Source organism: Alteribacter lacisalsi (assembly GCF_003226345.1).
In the GTDB taxonomy this organism is placed as follows: Bacteria; Bacillota; Bacilli; order Bacillales; family Salisediminibacteriaceae; genus Alteribacter; species Alteribacter lacisalsi.
Genome location: NZ_PDOF01000001.1, coordinates 269469 through 288627, shown reverse-complemented (window position 1 = coordinate 288627; position 19159 = coordinate 269469). Strand labels below are relative to the sequence as shown.

General features: G+C 49.6%; 18 protein-coding genes and 1 other annotated feature. Of the genes, 4 read left to right on the top strand and 14 right to left on the bottom strand.

Annotated elements, in window-relative coordinates; all coding sequences use genetic code 11:
* Positions 1-3: 3 nt before the first annotated feature.
* Complete coding sequence (zapA, locus tag CR205_RS01330) at positions 4-273, bottom strand: cell division protein ZapA (RefSeq protein WP_110516192.1); 270 nt, start codon at positions 271-273, stop codon at positions 4-6.
* Positions 274-407: 134 nt separating this feature from the next.
* Between zapA and rnhC the strand changes: the two genes are divergently transcribed.
* Both rnhC and CR205_RS01320 read left to right on the top strand, forming a co-directional pair.
* The gene (gene rnhC / locus CR205_RS01325; RefSeq protein ID WP_110516189.1) at positions 408-1379 is read left to right on the top strand and encodes a ribonuclease HIII; all 972 of its coding nucleotides are present in this window, start codon (positions 408-410) and stop codon (positions 1377-1379) included.
* A gap of 142 nt (positions 1380-1521) precedes the next feature.
* Positions 1522-2952, top strand: a complete 1431-nt coding sequence (locus tag CR205_RS01320) for a 4-hydroxyphenylacetate 3-hydroxylase family protein (RefSeq protein ID WP_110516187.1) — start codon at positions 1522-1524, stop codon at positions 2950-2952.
* An 80-nt stretch (positions 2953-3032) separates the two neighbouring features.
* On the opposite strand, the gene pheT is transcribed toward CR205_RS01320, so the two are convergent.
* The 3 genes from pheT to CR205_RS01305 all read right to left on the bottom strand — a co-directional run bounded on the left by pheT (position 3033) and on the right by CR205_RS01305 (position 7855).
* Positions 3033-5456 carry a phenylalanine--tRNA ligase subunit beta gene (gene pheT / locus CR205_RS01315; protein ID WP_110516185.1) on the bottom strand — a complete coding sequence of 808 codons (2424 nt, stop codon included), beginning with the start codon at positions 5454-5456 and terminating at the stop codon, positions 3033-3035.
* Between the two features lie 145 nt (positions 5457-5601).
* The gene (gene pheS, locus CR205_RS01310) at positions 5602-6630 is read right to left on the bottom strand and encodes a phenylalanine--tRNA ligase subunit alpha (protein WP_110516183.1); all 1029 of its coding nucleotides are present in this window, start codon (positions 6628-6630) and stop codon (positions 5602-5604) included.
* Positions 6631-6777: 147 nt separating this feature from the next.
* Positions 6778-7008: a binding site (T-box leader), on the bottom strand.
* 91 nt (positions 7009-7099) lie between these two features.
* The gene (locus CR205_RS01305) at positions 7100-7855 is read right to left on the bottom strand and encodes a TrmH family RNA methyltransferase (RefSeq protein WP_110516181.1); all 756 of its coding nucleotides are present in this window, start codon (positions 7853-7855) and stop codon (positions 7100-7102) included.
* Between the two features lie 139 nt (positions 7856-7994).
* Here CR205_RS01305 and sspI point away from each other — a divergent pair, with 139 nt between their 5' ends.
* Positions 7995-8204 carry a small acid-soluble spore protein SspI gene (gene sspI / locus CR205_RS01300; protein WP_110516179.1) on the top strand — a complete coding sequence of 70 codons (210 nt, stop codon included), beginning with the start codon at positions 7995-7997 and terminating at the stop codon, positions 8202-8204.
* A 360-nt stretch (positions 8205-8564) separates the two neighbouring features.
* On the opposite strand, the gene CR205_RS01295 is transcribed toward sspI, so the two are convergent.
* Both CR205_RS01295 and CR205_RS01290 read right to left on the bottom strand, forming a co-directional pair.
* Positions 8565-9644, bottom strand: a complete 1080-nt coding sequence (locus CR205_RS01295) for a M42 family metallopeptidase (protein ID WP_110516176.1) — start codon at positions 9642-9644, stop codon at positions 8565-8567.
* A 91-nt stretch (positions 9645-9735) separates the two neighbouring features.
* Entirely contained in the window at positions 9736-10236 is a 501-nt protein-coding gene (locus tag CR205_RS01290) for a dUTP diphosphatase (protein ID WP_110516175.1), read from the bottom strand.
* Between the two features lie 159 nt (positions 10237-10395).
* Between CR205_RS01290 and CR205_RS01285 the strand changes: the two genes are divergently transcribed.
* Positions 10396-10788 (top strand): sigma-w pathway protein ysdB, encoded by a 393-nt coding sequence (locus CR205_RS01285; protein WP_110516173.1) that lies wholly within the window; start codon positions 10396-10398, stop codon positions 10786-10788.
* A gap of 649 nt (positions 10789-11437) precedes the next feature.
* On the opposite strand, the gene CR205_RS01280 is transcribed toward CR205_RS01285, so the two are convergent.
* The 8 genes from CR205_RS01280 to CR205_RS01245 are packed head-to-tail and all read right to left on the bottom strand — an operon-like array spanning position 11438 to position 19133.
* Positions 11438-12871: a dihydrolipoyl dehydrogenase family protein gene (locus CR205_RS01280; RefSeq protein WP_236634674.1), complete on the bottom strand. Its 1434-nt coding sequence runs from the start codon at positions 12869-12871 to the stop codon at positions 11438-11440.
* Positions 12855-13547 (bottom strand): TVP38/TMEM64 family protein, encoded by a 693-nt coding sequence (locus tag CR205_RS01275; protein WP_110516169.1) that lies wholly within the window; start codon positions 13545-13547, stop codon positions 12855-12857. Before CR205_RS01275 ends, CR205_RS01280 begins: the two co-directional genes overlap by 17 nt.
* Before the next feature lie 17 nt (positions 13548-13564).
* The gene (locus tag CR205_RS01270) at positions 13565-14644 is read right to left on the bottom strand and encodes an FAD-dependent oxidoreductase (protein WP_110516167.1); all 1080 of its coding nucleotides are present in this window, start codon (positions 14642-14644) and stop codon (positions 13565-13567) included.
* Between the two features lie 4 nt (positions 14645-14648).
* Complete coding sequence (locus CR205_RS01265) at positions 14649-15251, bottom strand: CDP-alcohol phosphatidyltransferase family protein (protein WP_110516165.1); 603 nt, start codon at positions 15249-15251, stop codon at positions 14649-14651.
* On the bottom strand, positions 15244-16224 hold the full coding sequence (locus tag CR205_RS01260; protein WP_110516164.1) for an ABC transporter ATP-binding protein: 981 nt from the start codon (positions 16222-16224) through the stop codon (positions 15244-15246). The genes CR205_RS01265 and CR205_RS01260 overlap by 8 nt, the downstream gene beginning before the upstream one ends.
* Positions 16225-16241: 17 nt before the next feature.
* Positions 16242-17045: an ABC transporter permease gene (locus CR205_RS01255; protein ID WP_110516162.1), complete on the bottom strand. Its 804-nt coding sequence runs from the start codon at positions 17043-17045 to the stop codon at positions 16242-16244.
* The gene (locus CR205_RS01250) at positions 17042-17920 is read right to left on the bottom strand and encodes an ABC transporter permease (RefSeq protein WP_161524629.1); all 879 of its coding nucleotides are present in this window, start codon (positions 17918-17920) and stop codon (positions 17042-17044) included. The genes CR205_RS01255 and CR205_RS01250 overlap by 4 nt, the downstream gene beginning before the upstream one ends.
* Entirely contained in the window at positions 17898-19133 is a 1236-nt protein-coding gene (locus tag CR205_RS01245) for an ABC transporter substrate-binding protein (protein WP_110516158.1), read from the bottom strand. Before CR205_RS01245 ends, CR205_RS01250 begins: the two co-directional genes overlap by 23 nt.
* Between the last annotated feature and the right edge of the window lie 26 nt (positions 19134-19159).

Here is a 19159-nt window from a genome sequence, read left to right as displayed (position 1 = left end):
AATTTATTCCCCGTCTTTCTCTTTTTTTGTATTCTCCTTGAGCTTTACAAGCTCATCTCCTATATTTAAAGCGGCCAGAACAGCCAGCTTTCCTGTGTCCAGATAGGGATTGCTCCCTTTTATTTCTTTCATTTTATGATTGACAAGGGCAGCAACTTTCCTGACGTGGTCGGAGCTCTCTTTACCGACGATTGTGTACTGCTGTCCATAGATTGTAACGATTGTTCGACTTTTTCCCGTCCCGTCTCCCACCGACAAGCCCCCATTCGCCATAATAATCCTAAAGACTATCATAACATGATGATTCATGAATGAAAATATTTCAAGTAAAAGTTCAGAGGGGACGTGACGTTTGGCTCAGGTTTGATTATACTCTTACGTAGTTTCAATTTTAAAAGGAGGCCGCTATGAGCCACGAAGTACTGAAAGTTAATGATCAGCTATTACATAAAATGAACGAGTACTACAAGTCTGTCAGCACCGGAAAGCCTCCGCAGCACGCCCTTTTTGCCGCACGTACAGGCAGCTGCACGGTCACGGCATACCGATCAGGAAAAGTACTTTTCCAGGGAAGCGGCGCGGAATCCGAAGCCTCACGTTGGAAAAGTGAGGGTGCTTCCGGATCTGAACCAAAGAAAAAAAGCCCCTCTTCGCATGGGAAGGCCTCTGTGGATAGTCATGACTATGCCCCGCCCGCGGAACGGCTCCCTGCCCGGTCCCTGCTCGGGAGTGATGAAGCCGGCACTGGTGATTTCTTCGGCCCCGTCACTGTCGCGTGCGCATACCTGACGCCTGCACAGATGAAGGAAGTGGAACCCATGGGCATCAGGGATTCCAAAACAATAAAAGACCCTGTCATCAGGGAACTGGCTCCTGAGATTGTGAAACATTCCACCTACAGTCTTCTTACCCTTTCGAACACAAAGTATAACGCTCTCCAGGAAAAAGGCTGGAATCAGGGACGGATGAAGGCGATGATGCATCACCAGGCAATCATAAACGTCTTGAAAAAGTGTGCTGGACTGGAGCTTGAACCAGAAGGTGCGTTTATTGATCAGTTCTGCCAGCCGGGTGTTTATTTTAACTACCTGCGCCAGAGCGGCCACAAGTGGGATCAGAGCATTCCTCTTTATTTTGCAACCAAGGGAGAATCTCTCCATGTAGCCGTCGCTGCTGCCTCGGTCATCGCCCGTTTTGCCTTCCTGCGGGAGATGGACCGGCTTGAAGCGGAGCTCGGAATGCCGGTACCGAAAGGAGCCGGACCGAAAGTCGATCAGGCAGCTGCAGCAATCATCCGGGACAAGGGACGGGAAAAACTCCGAAGCTGCACGAAAATACATTTTGCCAATACTGAAAAAGCCGCACGGCTCGTGCGGTAAGTTACTTTCTCCCGCCTGAAGGCTCAGGCGGGAGAATTTTTTTGCCCCATTATTTGCCCCATTAAATGGCATATGCGGGGAACCAGGAGCCCAATCGCTCATAGACTAAAATAATTACTGAGAAAAGAATGGGGTGTAGATGATGCCTGTGAGATCAGGAACGGAATACAGGAACAGAATCGACCGGCTGAAGTCCAGCATCTGGATCGGTGGAAAAGTTGCTGAAGTCCCTATTTCAAGTCACCCGGCCTTTAAAGGCGCGGTGAACAGCCAGGCGGCACTATATGATCTGCAAAAAATGCCAGAGCATAAAGACGTACTGATTCATGCCGATAAAAAAGGGCGTTCATTTGGTACATCCTTTATGATTCCGATAAGCCCTGAGGACCTTAAGAAAAAACGTGAAATGGTGCAGTTATGGGCACGGCAGACAGCAGGTCTGATGGGGAGGACGCCAGATTATATGAACACCGTTCTTGCTGCGTTCCGAAGTTCTGTGCACCTCCTTGAGAACGAGGACAATTGTTTCCCCGAAAACATCGTGAAGCTTTACAACAAGGCAACAGAGCAGGATCTTTCTTTTACCCACACTTTTATTAATCCCCAGAACAACCGGGGCTCTTTGGCATTTCTCGAAGAGGATCAGCCCAATGCGAGAATTACACAGACGACAGGCCAGGGCATCGTCGTAAATGGAGCGAAAATACTCGCCACTCAGGGCGGTATGACAGATGAAATCATCGTTTACTCGCCCCCCGGAATGACCGATCAATCAGAGGCTTATGCCTTTTCAATCCCGACAGATGCTGACGGGCTGACCTTTGTCTGCAGAAAATCCTTCGCTGAAAAGGACAGCCATTTTGATGCCCCTCTCAGCAGCCGGTTTGAAGAAATGGACAGTGTCGTATTCTTTCATAATGTGCTCGTCCCCTGGGACCGGGTTTTTTACTATGAAAACAATAGTATAGCCAACGATTTTTTCAGGAAAAGCCATTTCGCCCCCTTCACCCTCCACCAGATCGTCTCGCGCCAGATCATCAAGACTGAGTTTATTCTCGGACTGGCACAGCTTATCGTTGAGACGATTAACATCAGTGAATACGAGCATGTGCAGCTGAAAGTAACAGAAATCGTCTGCGGACTGGAATGTGCGCGGGCATTGCTCGCTCGTTCGGAACAGGAAGCTTTCTATGATGAAAGAGGCGTTCTCGTTCCCGCTGCCGGCCCGCTTTACGTAGCCGTATCTATGTTTCAAAATGCTTATCAGCGGTTTACCGAGATTGTTCAGCAGCTCGGGGGCAGCGGTTTAGTCTGCCTGCCTGATGAAGCCCAGTTCGACTCCGCTATCGGGCCAGAAATTGAGCGATACCTGAAAGGATACGGAATTAACGGACGGGAAAAAGTGCACCTGTTCAGCCTTGCCTCGGATTTATGCATGAGTCATTTCGGAACACGCCAGACTCTGTACGAGCGCTTTTTCTTCGGAGACCCGATCCGGCTTTCCCAGTCTATTTACAAGGCATATGACTACACAAGCCACATAGCATTTGTCAAAAGTTTCATTGGGAAGTAGCGTAATCAGATGTACCTGCTCAATACAAAAAGCCTTGAAGACCGCAATGATCCTCAAGGCTTTTCTAATGCACCTGAATGCTAGCTTCTCAGAACTGCACCAAGTTTTTCTTCGAGTGCTTCTACGACACGGTTATGGACTGTACTTACATCGTCATCTGTAAGGGTCCGCTCCGGATCGAGATAGCGGAGAGCAAAAGCAACGGATTTCTTTCCTCTGTCGAGATTCTCTCCTTCGTACAAATCAAACAGCTTAACGTCACGGAGCAGGTGACCGCCCTCTTCGCGGATCACTGCTTCAATACGGCCCGCTGAGACTTTTTCATCTACCACAAGGGCAATGTCACGATCAATTGACGGGAAGCGCGGAATCGGCTCGTAACGGACATCCCCTTTTGTATTTTCTGTGAGAACATCAAAGTCGAGTTCATACACGTACACTTCCTTAAGGGACCATTCTTTTGCCAAAGCCGGATGAAGCTGGGCAAGGAAGCCTGCATTACGGCCACCAACGATGACCCTAGCGCCGCGGCCAGGGTGCATTCCCTCGATTTCATCCTGTTCGAATACCAGTTCTCCGTCTGTGTCAAGCTCTTCAATAAGCCCCTCGACGAGACCCTTAACGACAAAGAAATCGACCTGCTTTTTCTCCTGCTGCCAAGGGTGTTCGTGCCAAGTCCCTGTAAGTGCGCCGGCAAGGTGAAGTTTTTCATCAGGCTGAAATTCCAGGTCTGCCACACTGGTGTGAAACACGGATGATAATTCATATAGCGCCACATCGTGGCTGTTGCGGTTCCGGTTGTGGCTTAAAGCATCCAGAAGGTGCGGCACAAGTGTTGTGCGAAGGGTGCTTCTGTCCTCACTCATTGGCAGAGCAAGCTTTACATCGTGTGTAATATATCCAGGGCGGACGGAAGTTTCTTTTTCCCGTGTTGTAAGGGCGTATGTGATCGCTTCGTTCAGCCCGGCACTTTCCAGGTAACGACGGCTCCGGCGTTTAAGCACCTGTCTTTTCGTAAGCCCGCCGGGCGTTGTCACAGAATCAGGAAGTGTCGTAGGAATATTATCATAGCCGTACAGACGGGCAACTTCCTCGATCAGATCCACTTCGATTGTAATATCCGGGCGGCGTTTTGGGACCTCTACATTAAAGCCTCGTGCATTTTTAGTGAACGTGAAATCCAGGCGGTGAAGAATGTCTGAAACTGTTTCATCAGTAAGTGACGTTCCAAGTCTGCCGTTCAGGCGTTCGAGATTCAGTTCAACACGGGTTCTGCTTTCATCGCGCTCATCCACTTCTGCCACGCCTTCCAGAATTTCACCACCGGCAAGCTCTGCCATAAGTGATGCTGCCCGTCTAGCGGCTTCAGTCACCCGGGATGCATCTACACCTTTTTCAAAACGGGTGCTGGCATCACTACGAAGGCCAGTGTCTTTAGCAGCCCTGCGGATGACAGAACCGTGAAACACGGCAGCTTCCAGAAGAATGGTTGTTGTTTCACCGTGCACTTCAGAATCGGCTCCCCCCATCACACCTGCGAGCGCAACCGGCACATCGCCATTGGTAATGACCAGATGATCATCAGAAAGGATCCGCTCCTGATCATCGAGTGTCACGATTTTTTCTTCATTTCGGGCACGTCGGACGAGAATTTCACGTGAGCCGAGACGATCGAAGTCGAACGCATGAAGCGGCTGTCCGTACTCCAGAAGCACGAAGTTTGTAATGTCGACCACGTTGTTGATCGGACGAACGCCGGCAGCCATCAGACGGGTCTGAAGCCAGAGCGGCGATTCACTTATCTTTACATTGCGGATAATCGTTGCACCGTAGTAAGGTGTGTCCTCACTGTCGTCTACTTTAACGCTCACATAGTCAGTCGCTTTTTCTGCTCCTGCATGCACACGGGAGACAGGAAGTTTAGGTTCCCGGTTTAAAATAGCCCCTACTTCATTGGCGGTGCCGATCATACTCAGGCAGTCCGAGCGGTTTGGGGTGAGGTCCAGTTCAAGAACAGTGTCGTTCAGATTAAGTTCTTCAAGAGCGTCCGCACCAGGTCTGACTTCGTTAGGAAAAACAAAGATTCCTTCTGAATAGCTCTTTGAAACGAGCTTTCCTTCGTAGCCGAGTTCCTGAAGGGAACAAATCATCCCCTGAGAAACCTGACCGCGAAGTTTTGCTTTTTTAATCTTAAAGTCACCGGGTAAGCGTGCTCCCACTTTCGCTACTGGCACGTACTGCCCCTTGCCGACGTTTTTGGCGCCGCAGACAATCTGGACATTTTCCTCTTCTCCCACGTCAACCTGGCACACCTTCAGTTTATCGGCGTCCGGGTGCTGTTCACATTCCAGTACGTGACCTACCACAACGCCGCTGATTCCCTGATTAAGCTCGTGAAGAATGTCCACTTCCACACCGCTTCTGGTGAGTTTCTCAGCGATCTGCGCCGGGGTGTAATCATCAATATTTAAATATTCTTTTAACCAGTTATAGGATACAAGCACGAGATCTCCTCCTTGTTCTGTGTTTAGTCACACAGATCATTTTTCCTTGCTGTATTCTCTGCAGAAGGCCGCTTTACCCAGGTCTTGTTTCTCTCGCTTTTCCATAAGGAGGCGCCTCCTTGCGTTCCATTCTTTAATAAATCTTTTACTTAAACTGTGAAAGGAAACGTACGTCATTTGTGTAGAAGTGGCGGATGTCGTCGATGCCGTAACGGAGCATGGCAAGACGTTCAACGCCCATTCCAAATGCAAATCCGGAGTAGACTTCCGGGTCGAATCCGCCCATACGCAGCACGTTTGGATGGACCATTCCCGTACCCAGCACTTCAATCCAGCCCGTCTGCTTACACGTCCGGCACCCTTCCCCATGACAGATCGCACAGGAAATATCAAGTTCAGCCGACGGCTCTGTAAACGGGAAGAAGCTTGGTCGCAGACGAATCTCCCTTTCTTCACCGAAGTAATTTTTCACAAACGTTTCAAGAACACCTTTGAGGTCGCTCATGCGGATGTTCTTATCCACCATCAGTCCCTCGATCTGCATAAACTGGTGGGAGTGGGTAGCATCGTCTTCATCACGGCGGTACACTTTCCCAGGACAGATGATTTTGACCGGCCCCTGGCCTTCATGCTTTTCCATCGTCCGGGTCTGAACCGGGGATGTCTGAGTGCGCAGCAGCAGATCAGGTGTAATAAAGAAGGTATCCTGCATATCACGTGCCGGATGATCCTTAGGGAGATTCAGGGATTCAAAGTTGTAGTAATCGGTTTCCACTTCAGGTCCTTCAGCAATAGAGAAGCCCATGCCAATGAAAATATCCTCAAGCGTTTCCGTTACGCTCGTAAGCGGGTGACGGTTGCCACGGCGGACAGAACGGCCGGGAAGCGTGACATCAATGCTTTCTTCCTTAAGCTTCTGATCGAGAGCCTCTTTTTCAAGGCGGGCTTCCTTCACTTCAATAGCATCTTTTATGGCGTCTCGAACCTCATTTGCCTTCTGCCCCACTTTGGGACGTTCTTCATTGGACAGCTTTCCCATGCCCTTAAGAACTTCTGTGATTGGTCCTTTCTTTCCGAGATAGGCAACCCGGACATCCTTCAGGTCTTTCAGTTCCTCTGCCTGACTGACTTTTTCCAGCGCTTCTGCCTGCAGTTCTTCTAAACGGTCAATCATCTGTATTCCTCCTTTTAATAACTGTCATGCCGGCTGCTTTCTTGTGAAAACCTCCAGGCATTCCGGCTTAACATACAGCTGGTTTTACATTTGTCTGCCTTTGCCCGGTGCAGGGAAAAAGGCATAAAAAAGAGCCTTCTCCCTGAAAATAGGGACGAAGACTCGCGGTACCACCCTGATTAGCCGCGTAAAAACGCGTGCTCACTCATGCATTGTAACGGACAAAAGTCCGGGCAGCCTTAGCAGAAACCGTGTCTGCGTTCCGGTGCCGGCTCGGAAGTGAATTCAGCTGTGTCACGCATAAAAATGCTTTCAGTCTAAGGCATTTTCTCCCTGCATGCTGACGCTCAGCTTACTGCTCTTCGTCATTGCTTTTTATACTGTTTCAAATGTACGCTTTATTATATCCTGTTTTCAGGCGCGGTGCAAACAGGACTTTTATCTCCATCATCGCCCGCGCCATGCGTGTTTATACCTGCTTGAGATGATAAACAAGAATCCCGCATGCCACACTCACGTTTAGGGACTCAGCATCACCGTAAAGGGGGATATACACATTCTGGTCTGTCTGACTGAGAAGGTCTTCCTCAATTCCCTGACCTTCGTTTCCGAGGATCAGGGCAAAATCCTGCTGAGGTTCGATTGCCGAGTATGTGCTCCCCTGCAGGGAAGTCCCAAACACAGGCACCTTATTCTCCTGACAGAGGGTAACGGCTTCAGCAAGATCCATCTTCTGTACCGGCATGTGAAAAACCGACCCCTGAGTGGAGCGCAGTACCTTGCTGTTATAGGGATCAGCCGTTCCTTCTGATAAAATCAGCCCGGAAATGCCAGCAGCGTGGGCAGTTCTGATGATCGTACCGAGGTTACCGGGATCCTGGATGCGGTCAAGCAGGAGGAATTGTCCTTTTTCCAGCGGTATATTCCGGTTCTCCGGCAGTTCACATATGGCAGCAAATCCCTGAGGCGTTTCTGTATCGCAGATCTCTTTCATGACGCGCGAGGTGACTTCCACCGGTTTTACATCTGCCGCCTTCCACTCTTTCGGCATCTCTTCATCTTCACGGATAATGAGTTCCTTAAAAGGCACATTTGCTTTGAGTGCTTCTTCAATCAGATGCCTGCCTTCGATGAAAAAGAGGCCGCTTTTTTCACGCCCCCTCTTTGTATGCAGTTTTTTCCACGCTTTTACTTTGCCGTTTTTAGGTGATTCAATTCGTTCCATGATCTTCTCCTTTACCGGCCACTCTGCCGGGCATGCTCAATTATACATAAATTTCTGCTGAACTTATCATACTACAAATGAGACTCCATCCAAAATGCGACGGCGGTTTCGTGATTAACCTGAAGAAAGGATGATCTTGATGAGTTTTAATCTGCGCGGTGCAATTATGGACAATATCCAGGGCAGTGATGAGCAGAAAGTAGAAGCTACTATTCAGGATGCCATTCAGAGTAACGAGGAAAAAATGCTTCCGGGCCTTGGTGTGATGTTCGAAGTTTACTGGCAGAACGCCAGCGAGCAGGAAAAACAGCAGGTAGTCCAGCAGATTTCACAGGGACTTCAAAAGTAGACAAAAGGCCGGTGCGCGAAGCATCCGGCCTTTTGTTTTGTTTATTTCATGATTATTTTTCAACGTTATTTGCAGAACGAGCTTTTTGGAAAGACTGTTGGTTTGTTTCGTTCCAGGCGGACGCTTTCCGCGGGCAATGCCTCAGCCTCCTCGGGAAAACCGCCCTGTGGGGTCTTCAGTCATTGCTTTTCCCGCTGGAGTCGCCGCCCTACGCTTCAAAATCAGTTTTACGAAAAGTAACATTTTATTTGATTCAGACGCTCATGGAAAATAATTTCGCTCAATGACGTATCAGAAAGCAAACCGGTTTCGTTTCATTCCGTTTAGTGGGAATAGGAATAATCAGGAAATAAATGATTTTTATTCAAACGTAATTTTGTTTACTGTGTTGCGGTCAAGCTTTTTGATGACTTCCACAATCAGCTTCACTGCATTTTCGTAGTCATCGCGGTGAAGGATACCTGCATGTGTATGGATATAGCGGGTCGCAATGGTAATGGAAAGGGCAGGTACACCGTTAGCCGTCAGGTGGATCGCACCGGAATCAGTTCCACCGCCTGGTACATAATCAAATTGGTACGGGATTTCTTTTTCATCTGCTGTACCGGTGACAAAGTCGCGCAGTCCTTTATGACTCACCATGGATGCATCATACATAATGATCTGCGGGCCTTTCCCCATTTTTGCAAGAGCATCTTTGTCGGATACACCAGGCGTATCACCGGCAATACCAACGTCGACACCAAAGCCGATATCCGGCTGAATGTGGTGGGCGGATGTCCGGGCACCGCGCAGGCCGACTTCCTCCTGAACCGTCCCAACACCGTAAACCGTGTTCGGGTGATCTTCGTCTTTCAGACGGCGGAGTACATCAATTGCAATGGCACAGCCAATACGGTTATCCCATGCTTTTGCCATGAGAAGCTTTTCGTTTTTTAACACGGTAAACTCGCATACCGGCACAACGGAGTCTCCCGGGCGAACGCCGAACTCCTCTGCTTCTTCACGGCTGGATGCACCGATATCGATGTACATATCTTTTTTGTCCACACTCTTTTTCCGAACTTCCGGAGGCAGGATGTGCGGCGGCTTTGAACCGATGACACCCGGAACGTTCCCTTCTTTGGTCATCACAGTGACGCGCTGGGCAAGCATCACCTGTTCCCACCATCCGCCTACAGTCTGGAATTTCAGAAATCCGTTATCATCAATATTTGTAACCATAAAGCCGATTTCATCCAGGTGGCCGGCTACCATGACTTTAGGACCGTCAGAAACCGTCCCTGTCTTTTTGGCAATCAGGCTCCCCAGCCCGTCTGTTTCCACCTCGTCGGCGAAAGGAGCAATATGTTTCTTCATAACTTCTCTGGCTTCACGCTCGTTTCCCGGAATGCCATTGGCGTCTGTAAGCTCTTTGAGCATTTGTAATGTCTGATCCATCGTATGTACCTCCTGTTTATTGTTGAAAAATTATGTATCTTTCCAACAACAAGTATAACGCGTTTTCCTGTATGGGACAATCTTCAGGGCTTTAGTAGCCTTTCCGCTGGCGCTCGTAATTCACTTCATTTTTTTCAAGATACGCCTGTTCCACATCATTACCTGAAAAACCGAGTGCGCTTCCGAGGGCAGTACAGCTTTCAAACAGTTGTTTATAGGCATTCTTTGACTTGTGCCTTCGCACCTCTTCCAGTGCTTCAGTGACTGTGATGAAGCGTTTTACCAGGTCCTCCCCTTTTTCTTCAGCTGGTTCAGGAAACGCGTAAGCGGCTTCGTCGTCAAAGCCAAGTTCGATTCCTATGGAAAGGAGGAAATGGATTCCGTCCACATACTCCTCCAGAATGACGGACCGCGAGGATGGGGCTTTACTGCTCCAGAACTTAAAGCAGCGGGTCTCATTTGCCAACTCCCCTGCTTCCACGTGAAAAGCGAGAATTTTTCTTTCGAGAAGGTTTTCCGATTTTAACCCTCTTGAATGTTCAATATGGGCATCAAGAGCTTTTTGCATTTCAAATAATCGGGTAAAGTTCATATTATAGATACTCCTTTTTCAGTAATTAACCTAAATCACATTTATTTTGAAACTTTTCCGGCACCGGCTCGTAAACAATACAAAAGCGTCCTGGCAGCCCCCGGTCAGGGATCGGTCTGCAAGTAGAATTTACGTTTTAAATAGAGGGAGAGAACGCTGATGTTGACTGTGATTTTATTTCGTATCCTGCTCCTGATCGCTGTTGGTATACTTGTCTTCAGTGTTATAAAGTACATTCTTGATCCTCGGCGGAAGCTTGAAATGGCCCACAGCCGGGGCGGGTTTCACTTTCTTGACGATCAGGAAAACGTACGCCGGAACTTCCTGCTGACATACCGCTATGTGATGTTTGAAGGAGAAAAGTACCTTGGAACAATCGATGATTCGTTTGAGGTGACTTCCGTTTCCGTCTGGACTGATGAAAAAGACAAGCTTAAAGGTCTGAGTAAGACTGACTTTCTTTTTATCGAAAAGGAAATTTCGATCCGGTACCCCCATGCAAAAATTGAATGGCATAGTCCCGTAAAGGAACTGCTTAAGAAAATGAATTGATTATGAATCCCGCAGGGAGAGTGAGGTTCCCTAGCGGGTTTGCTTTTGAGTGTTGACCCGCAAGGTGGTAAAGCTTACCTTGCCTCGGCTTTCTTTTATTATTGCATCGGCTCCGCACGCTTCGGTGTGACCGGAATTTCACCGGTCACACTGCCAAGACCGGGAAGCGGCTTCGCTCGATGCGTCAGGGGTTGACCCGCAAGGTGGTAAAGCTTACCTTGCCTAGGCTTTCTTTTATTTTTGCATCGGCTCCGCACGCTTCGGTGTGACCGGAATTTCACCGGTCACACTGCCAAGACCGGGAAGCGGCTCCGCTCGATGCGTCAGGGGTTGACCCGCAAGGTGGTAAAGCTTACCTTGCCTAGGCTTTCTTTTATTTTTGCATCGGCTCCGCACGCTTCGGTGTGACCGGAATTTCACCGGTCACACTGCCAAGACCGGGAAGCGGCTCCGCTCGATGCGTCAGGGGTTGACCCGCAAGGTGGTAAAGCTTACCTTGCCTCGGCTTTCTTTTATTTTTGCATCGGCTCCGCACGCTTCGGTGTGACCGGAATTTCACCGGTCACACTGCCAAGACCGGGAAGCGGCTCCGCTCGATGCGTCAGGGGTTGACCCGCAAGGTGGTAAAGCTTACCTTGCGGGTCAACCCCTATCTGAACCACTTAATGTATTTTCTGGTGATTTTGGGGATGGTGCCGGTAAAAAGGCGCCTGCGCCAATATTCGTCTGCTGCTTTTGAAACAATTTCTGCACGGGCTGGATACGGATGAACCACACTAGAGATATCCTTAAGCTTATGCCCGTGCTGCTTGGCGAAAATCACCTGCTGCATCCAGTCACCTGCCGAAGTTCCGATCGCATGGGCGCCAACAATCACGCCCTTTTTATCCGTAATGATTTTCATAAACGCATCCTTGTCTCTCTCCGCAACGAAGCGGTCCACATCTTCGCCTTTTACCTTATAGACATGAATTTCGTCCTGATACTGATCTCTTGCCTGCTTTTCAGTCAGACCGAGATGAAATACTTCGGGGTCAGTATAAATAACGTATGCAAAATGAGTGTAATCCGTATGGCGGCGCAGGCCGAAGATGGCATTTGCCACGATACTTTTGCCCTCCATACCGGCTGCATGGGTAAATGGATAGTCCCCGGTCACGTCCCCGCAGGCAAAAATGTTTTTCATGCTTGTCTGCATTTTACCGTTCACCTCAATCCTGCCGTCTTCCACCTTCACCTCAGCATGTTCAAGGTTTAAATTTTCCACGTTCGGCTTTCTTCCAGCAGCGATCAATAGGGCATCGCATTCAAGCACGGATGTCCCGTGATCCTCGTCTTCCGCCATCAAATAAAGTGTGCCACCGTCTTTTTTCACTTCCACAATACGGGCTGAGAAAATAAAACGGATCTCTTCAGTTAACTTCTCTCTCGCCCGTTCCCGTATTTCCCATTCTTCCTGAGCCATCAGGTCCGGGGAGTGATCCACCACTGTCACATCCGCCCCGAGCCTTGACATGGCCTGGGCGAGTTCAATTCCCACCGGTCCCGCCCCGATTACGACCAGACTGTCTGGCACTTCCTCAATGTCAAAAATCGTTTCATTTGTATAGTAGGGAATATGCTCAATCCCCTCAATTGGAGGAATCGCCGGCCTTGAACCGGTGGCAATCACAATTCGTTTCCCGTAAATGGTCTCACTCCCGTCAATGGAGACTTCATGCTTTGACCTGAACGAAGCAAAACCTTTGTACTCATCAATGCCGAGGGATCTCAGACGCTCCCGGCTGTCGTGGGGCTGGATTTCTGAGATCGCTTCCTTCACCCGCTTCTTAACAACAGAAAAATCTGTCTTTCCTCCAAGGGAGAAGCCGTATGTCCCGGCTGCCAGGCGGGCATGATAAATTTCCTTTGCCGCTTTAATATAGGTTTTCGAAGGGACGCATCCGTAGTGAAGACAGTCTCCTCCCGGTTCGTCATCTTTCTCAATAAGTGCAACTCTGGCGCCGAACTGGGCAGAACCGATGGCTGCCGTCAGCCCCCCTGAACCTCCGCCTATGACAATCAGATCATATTTTTTCATCATTTTCCTCCTCCCTCTTTGTAGTGTCCTTCTTCCCCATCCCAAGCATCCGCTTCACTTTCCCCCTGAAAAATACCGGAACGAGGATGACAATCAGAAACAGACTGCCCGCAAAAACCCAGGTCCCCGTGCCTCCGTCCACAAGACTCGAGCCAAGATAGGTATAAGCAAAAACGCCCGGGACCATTCCTATGGCTGTCGCTGTAACAAAAGGGGAAAACCGGACTTTGGAGATCCCGGAAGCATAACTGATCAGGTCAAAGTTAAAGACCGGAATGATACGCAAAAGGAGCACGTAAAAGAAACCTCTTTCTTCCAGCTGCTTTTGAATTTGACTGTACCGTCCCTTCCACTCTTTGCCCGCAATATTCTTTCCAAGAACCCTGGCTGTAATAAAAGCGGAGGCTGCGCTTCCAGTCGCACCGATCAGAGTATAAACAGTTCCATAGAAAGGACCGAAAGCAAGCCCTCCTGCAATGGAAAGCACGGAGGCCGGAAATAGAACGAGCGGACGAACTGTGTATAGAAGAATGTAAACTACCGGGCTGAACCAGCCGAATGACAGGATCCACGTACGGATATCATCCGTACTCACCTGCACTGCGTTTCGGTTTATATAGAAGAGAAAGGCAATGACTCCAGCCAGGCAGGAATAAAGGATGATTTTCTTTTTAGACAAACTGGGAACCGCTCCTCTCAGCAGCGCATGGTTTTCATAAATTTGCGGTCAATCCGGCTTTTCAGTTTCCAAGCCCATTTTCCTTGAAGAGCTGCTTTTCCGTACAGGCAAAGACCTGTTTTTCCTCCGGTAGACAAAATGGCCAGATACCGCTTCTGCGGACGGAACCGGGAGAGAGTCTTCCCCTTTGCACGGGCCAGAATATTGTCATAAAGAATTCCGGCCTGCCGGACAGCATACACACCATTCTTCGGAAGCTCCGGGTACGACATCATGGTCGCGCAGTCTCCTGCTCCGAAAACATCCGGATCGTTAACTGCCTGAAGCGTGTCGGTAACGAGCAGGAACCCTTGTCTGTCTGATGTAAGTGCACTGTTCACTGCAAAGTCTCCTGCTTTCGGTCCCGTCAGCCAGAGCAGCTCACTATAGGAGACTGCCCCGCTTCCCGTTACAACTGATCCATCGGCCACTTCCTCTGCACCAGTATGCTCAAGAAGCCGGATCTGTTTTTTTTTCATCAGGTCACGAACTTTACGGGCACCGCTTTTGTGGCCGCCAAGGACAGTTCCTTTCGTAAGCAGCGTCACACCCTGACCGTAATATCCATGGCTCTTACGCCAAGCGGCAAGTGAAAAAGCGAGCTCCACCCCGGCAGCTCCGCCTCCTGCAATAACCGGATTCGCCGCTTCCCGAAGTCTCTGTACCGCGTCCGGAAATATATAGCTGGGCTTTACGCTCAGGGAATACCTGCTCGCTCCAGGTACTTCCGTTTTGACGAGGGAACCTGTATTGATGCTCACAAAATCATAGGCTGCCGGCCCGCTGGTGGTCATAACCTGCCGCGCATGGCGGTCAATGAACTCTGCTTTCGCACAGATAAAGTCAGCACCGTTTCGCCTGCAGAAGTCAGCCAGGTCAATCCGGAGCTCCTCTTTGTTATAAAGCCCTTCTGAATAACCGGAAAACATCCCTGAATAATACTGAAAATCGTCTGCCGAAATGAGAATGCACCTGACTTGTTCCGGGCGTTCCCTACCCAGCCTCCGGATTACACCGAGATTGGCGTGGCCTCCTCCGATTAAAACGAGCCTCTTCATATCGTCATCCCTCTCCCCGGTCAGCACGGCCAAGAATTCTTCTCGCTTCCATCATGCGCTGCATCCCTGTAAATACCTCCACGAACAGAAACACCAGCGTACTGTACAGGAGAATGGAAGGAAAAAGAATCATCACAGTAAAAAGAATAAAACCTTCCGTCCTCTCGGCAAGCCCTGCCTGATAGTAAAAGGACTTCATTCCTTTCTGTTCGGAAACAGCACCGACTGTTAAAAACACCGTCATGGAAAAAATGATCGACACACTGAGAAGCAGCAGCGCCCACATAACGTCCGGGTACAAAAAGGCAAGACCGAGTATAACACTGCTTTCCACGAGACGGTCAAAGGTAACATCCATCACGGTCCCAAATGCTGTTGATTTTGTTTTTCTTGCCATCGCCCCATCGACCGCGTCGAGAAAACCGGATAACCAAAGCACTGATACAGCAAGCCAGGGGAGCTCTAAATAAATCCAGAGCCCCGAGGTGATGCCGATCAGAAAAGACATCACCGTTACCTGATTTGCCGTGAGCTTCCACTTCAGCAGGAGATCGGCCGCTTGTCCGATCAGAGGCTGCACATATTTTCTTGCATGAGTATCAAGCATCGTTATCGTCCTTTTCCAGTTTGAATGGCCGGCAGGCACCTTTTTTCCAGACCAGGTTCACCTGTTCTCCTTCAGAGACTTCACTGGGACTGTGAATGTTTACAGAATGCCTTCGGGTTCTTACCTCTGCGAATCTTACACCGTGCATATGCCATACTCGCTCAATCACTCCGTCAATCTGGGCAAACTCTGCCCCCGGGTCATTCCCGGCTGTCACCATCTGTATGTCTTCTGCCGGTACGAACCCGTAACCGAGATTCAGTCCGTCTCCTGCCAGTGTGCTAACGCGGGAGGAAACCGGAGCGTTCGTAACCTCATTCGTTTTCCCGATCTGAACCAGGCTCCCCCCATCCATAATGGCGAGTCTGTCCCCTATGAAAACCGCTTCCTCACGGTCATGAGTTACAAATATCGAGGTCATGTTCTCTTCTTTCAGCAGCTCTCTGACCCAGGAGCGAAGCGACCGCCGGAGCTGTTCGTCCAGGCTGGAAAATGGTTCATCAAGAAGAAGCAGTTCCGGCTTTATAATCAGGGCCCGCGCAAGAGCAATACGCTGCTGCTGCCCCCCGGAGCACTCAGAAGGGTAGCGATCTGCGTAGTCAGAAAGTGATACTTTTCCGAGCATTCTCCTGCCCTTCTCGTGCAATGCCTTTTTTCTTATTCCCCTGATCCTGAGTCCGTATGTCACATTTTCCAGAACCGTCATGTGGGGGAAAAGCAGCGGCTGCTGAAACATGAGCACCACCGGTCTTTTCTCGGCTTTTACATTGGTCATATCCCTGCCCTCTATGATGATCTGCCCGGATGTTCCCTGCTCAAGACCTGCAAGGCAGCGAAGAAATGTACTTTTCCCGGTACCTGAAGGACCTACTAAACTAAGGATGTCTCCTTTTTCCAATCTCATGCTTACATCCCGAAAGACAGCTTCTTCATGATAATATTTTGTTAATCGTTTAATATCGAGGAATGGCACAGGCAACTCTCCTAAAATTAGTTACGGTAAAAGCGGTAAGGCACCAGCAGTCTCATCACCGCTTCCATCACAAGCACTCCTGTGAGGGGCACAACAGCAAACAAAATGGAGAAGGCCGCCAGAATTGTATCACTGCCGCCGGATACGTAAGGATAGTAAAGCATCGGGAGTGTTACGACTCTGCCGCCCCCGATAATGACCGTCAGAACATACTGACTCAGAGAAATAACCAGTGTTAGAAAAACAGCGGCCCGTAGACTGGATGCAAGCTGCGGCAGTTCAATAAGCCGAAACGTCTGCCACGTTCCCGATCCAAGCGTCCGCCCCTGTTCTACCCACATCTTTCCCAGACGCTCAAAACCGGCTCTGAAAATACGGATCGAATATGGAACCGTCGGGATCAGGTGAACGAGGACCACTCCCGTCCAGGAGTCATCCAGACCAAGTCGGATTAAAGCCAGGTGCAGCCCCATCGCCACCGCAATAACCGGTACAAGAATCGGCATGAACAGGATGATGTCAACCATAGATTTCCCCCTGAATTCCGAAGAAGCAAGCACTCTTGCAGCCGGGATGGCAATGAGAAGATTAATGAATGTGACCGCCACACCTATAGAAACGGTTACCCACAAAGCATTTTGAAGGACAGGATCGGAAAGGACATGGCCCCAGCCGGAGAAATTAACGTCACCTGGGAAAAGTGTACCGAAACGCCAGGGAGAAGACACACTTTGAAGAAAAAGCAGGAGGATCGGGCCAGCAAAAATCAGGAGAAAAAGGACCGCCCCTGCAGGTCTGAGGATGTTTTTAACTGTTTTCATCCTGTGCCGCCCCCTTCCTGCATCCGCTTGCGCTGTCTGCGAATGGTTCGGCTTACGATATAGTAAAGTGTCACAATACAAAGACTCACAAGCGTGATCATGCCATAAGCAGCCGGACGCATCCCCCAGTCTCCCCCGTAAAACCATTCATAGGACAGAACCGGCAGCATTTTAGGGTACGTTGCCCCGATCAGATAAGGCACTTCAAAAGCTCCAATGATAAACGCATAGATAATAACCGATGTTTCCAAAAGAGCCGGCTTCAGATATTGCCACTCCAGATCGATAAACCTTCTGACACGGCCGCCTCCAAGTGTGGTTACCGCATCTTTGAGACGATGATTCATCTCATAAAAAACCGGCAGCATCATGAGCATGACAAAAGGTACTTCCTTCCATACATAAGTCAGGATCAGCCCCACTCCCCGCTGATCATTCGTGAGGACTGGAAACTGGCCAGGGGCGTCAAGCATGCCTGACTGATAAAACAGAGACGCCATCCATCCGCTCTGTGAAAAAAAGAGAACAACTAAATACGCGGCTACAAAGTGAGGAAACAGCATCGGCAGCCACGCAAGCCACTTCCAGTTCTGCCTTTTCAGATACACGTAAAGAATCCTTGCCAGCGCCGTTCCGACGATAAGAGACAGAATCGTTGACACTGTCGTGACATAAAAACTGAACAAGAGAGAGTCCCAGAAAAACGGATGGCTGAACACCGCTGTATACCCCTCCAGTGTCCATCTTTCATTCCAGCTGTCCCGGAAGCTGAGTATCAGCCCCTGCAGAATGGCAAAAAAGGTAAGCAAAGCGATAAACAAAGCCGGTATTAGGACAATCAAGCGACGGCTTTTAAGGCGTAACCACTTGCTCAAACCATATCTCCTCCAGCCATGGTACAAACCCTGCGTCAGGTTCAGGAAGGTAGGCATCATCAAGAATACCGGCATCCAGCACCGCATCTCCACGGTCGGTATTTTCAAACGCCTGCCGTTCATCATCGCTCAGCTTCGAGAGATCCAGAACCGTATTTTCACCCCAGCCGTCCGGGTTCATTTTTTCAAGCTGAGCTTCAGGTGACAGCAGATCGTTGATCAGAACCATCGCCCCCGCAGTATTCGGAGCATTGTACGGAATTGCTAAAAAGTGTGCGTTTCCGAGTGATCCGCTGTCCAGAACAAACGTATCTGTACTTTCAGGAAACGTTCCATCTTCAATTTTATTAGTAACCCTCGCTTCGTTATAGCCCATCGTCATCCAGACTTCTCCGCGCTGATAAAGACGGTCAAGGTCCGTAAGGCTTGCCGGATAGGTCTGGCCCTCCCGCCAGAGCGATGGCTTAATCCGGTTCAGGTAATCGGTCATCTCACCTGCTGCACTTTCCGCTGCTTCATCTCCAGGTTCTGAATGCAAGAGCTCTTCAGGCTCGTTATAGCCTGCATATAGGAGATGGCGCAGGAAGGCATTACCTGTAAAATCAGTGGCTTCCGGATAGGTAAACCTGCCTGGGTTCTCCTCAATCCATTCAGCAAGCTCCTCTAAGGTCGATGGCGGTGAGTCTATGTAATTACGATCATACTTAAATACAAACTGCACCTTCCCCCACGGCGCTTCAAAGCCTTCCACCGGTGTGCCGAAGTCCACCTGGTAGTCAAGACTGTCTTCATCAATATAGTTTTCCATGTTCGGAAGTCTGTGGGTAAACGGCCCGGCAAGCAGATCACGCTCTTTTGCATTTCTGAAATTTTCCCCGTTAATCCAGATCACATCGGCAGAGCCATCAGACTGTCCTGCCTGTCTCTGTGTCTGCAGCCGCTGAAGAACTTCCGGTGCATCCATTGGCACCCTTGAAAGTTCCAAGCCGTATTTTTCCTCCGCCCGCGGGGTAACCCAGTTGTCAATATAGTTATTTATCGCCTCGTCTCCGCCCCACATGTACAGACGGACTTCTGTTCCTTCAGCCTGTTCTGTAATATCCGGCCATTCCTGTTCGATTACTGCGCCGCGGTCTTCTCCTTCGGCTGCCGCACAGGCAGTAAATGAGAGGATACCAAGTGAGGCGATAAAAAGCTTCCAATTATGAGACATCTCTCCACTCCTTTTCCATACCGGAA

Excerpts from the sequence above, each read along its gene's own strand:
- CR205_RS01265 (WP_110516165.1), bottom strand. The coding sequence starts at position 15,251 with ATGCTTGATACTCATGCAAGAAAATATGTGCAGCCTCTGATCGGACAA.
- CR205_RS01295 (WP_110516176.1), bottom strand. The coding sequence starts at position 9,644 with ATGGATCAGACATTACAAATGCTCAAAGAGCTTACAGACGCCAATGGC.
- zapA (WP_110516192.1), bottom strand. The coding sequence starts at position 273 with ATGGCGAATGGGGGCTTGTCGGTGGGAGACGGGACGGGAAAAAGTCGA.
- CR205_RS01280 (WP_236634674.1), bottom strand. The coding sequence starts at position 12,871 with ATGATGAAAAAATATGATCTGATTGTCATAGGCGGAGGTTCAGGGGGG.
- CR205_RS01270 (WP_110516167.1), bottom strand. The coding sequence starts at position 14,644 with ATGAAGAGGCTCGTTTTAATCGGAGGAGGCCACGCCAATCTCGGTGTA.
- pheS (WP_110516183.1), bottom strand. The coding sequence starts at position 6,630 with ATGATTGACCGTTTAGAAGAACTGCAGGCAGAAGCGCTGGAAAAAGTC.
- CR205_RS01305 (WP_110516181.1), bottom strand. The coding sequence starts at position 7,855 with ATGGAACGAATTGAATCACCTAAAAACGGCAAAGTAAAAGCGTGGAAA.
- CR205_RS01285 (WP_110516173.1), top strand. The coding sequence starts at position 10,396 with ATGTTGACTGTGATTTTATTTCGTATCCTGCTCCTGATCGCTGTTGGT.
- CR205_RS01255 (WP_110516162.1), bottom strand. The coding sequence starts at position 17,045 with ATGAAAACAGTTAAAAACATCCTCAGACCTGCAGGGGCGGTCCTTTTT.
- sspI (WP_110516179.1), top strand. The coding sequence starts at position 7,995 with ATGAGTTTTAATCTGCGCGGTGCAATTATGGACAATATCCAGGGCAGT.
- CR205_RS01290 (WP_110516175.1), bottom strand. The coding sequence starts at position 10,236 with ATGAACTTTACCCGATTATTTGAAATGCAAAAAGCTCTTGATGCCCAT.
- CR205_RS01245 (WP_110516158.1), bottom strand. The coding sequence starts at position 19,133 with ATGTCTCATAATTGGAAGCTTTTTATCGCCTCACTTGGTATCCTCTCA.
- CR205_RS01320 (WP_110516187.1), top strand. The coding sequence starts at position 1,522 with ATGCCTGTGAGATCAGGAACGGAATACAGGAACAGAATCGACCGGCTG.
- rnhC (WP_110516189.1), top strand. The coding sequence starts at position 408 with ATGAGCCACGAAGTACTGAAAGTTAATGATCAGCTATTACATAAAATG.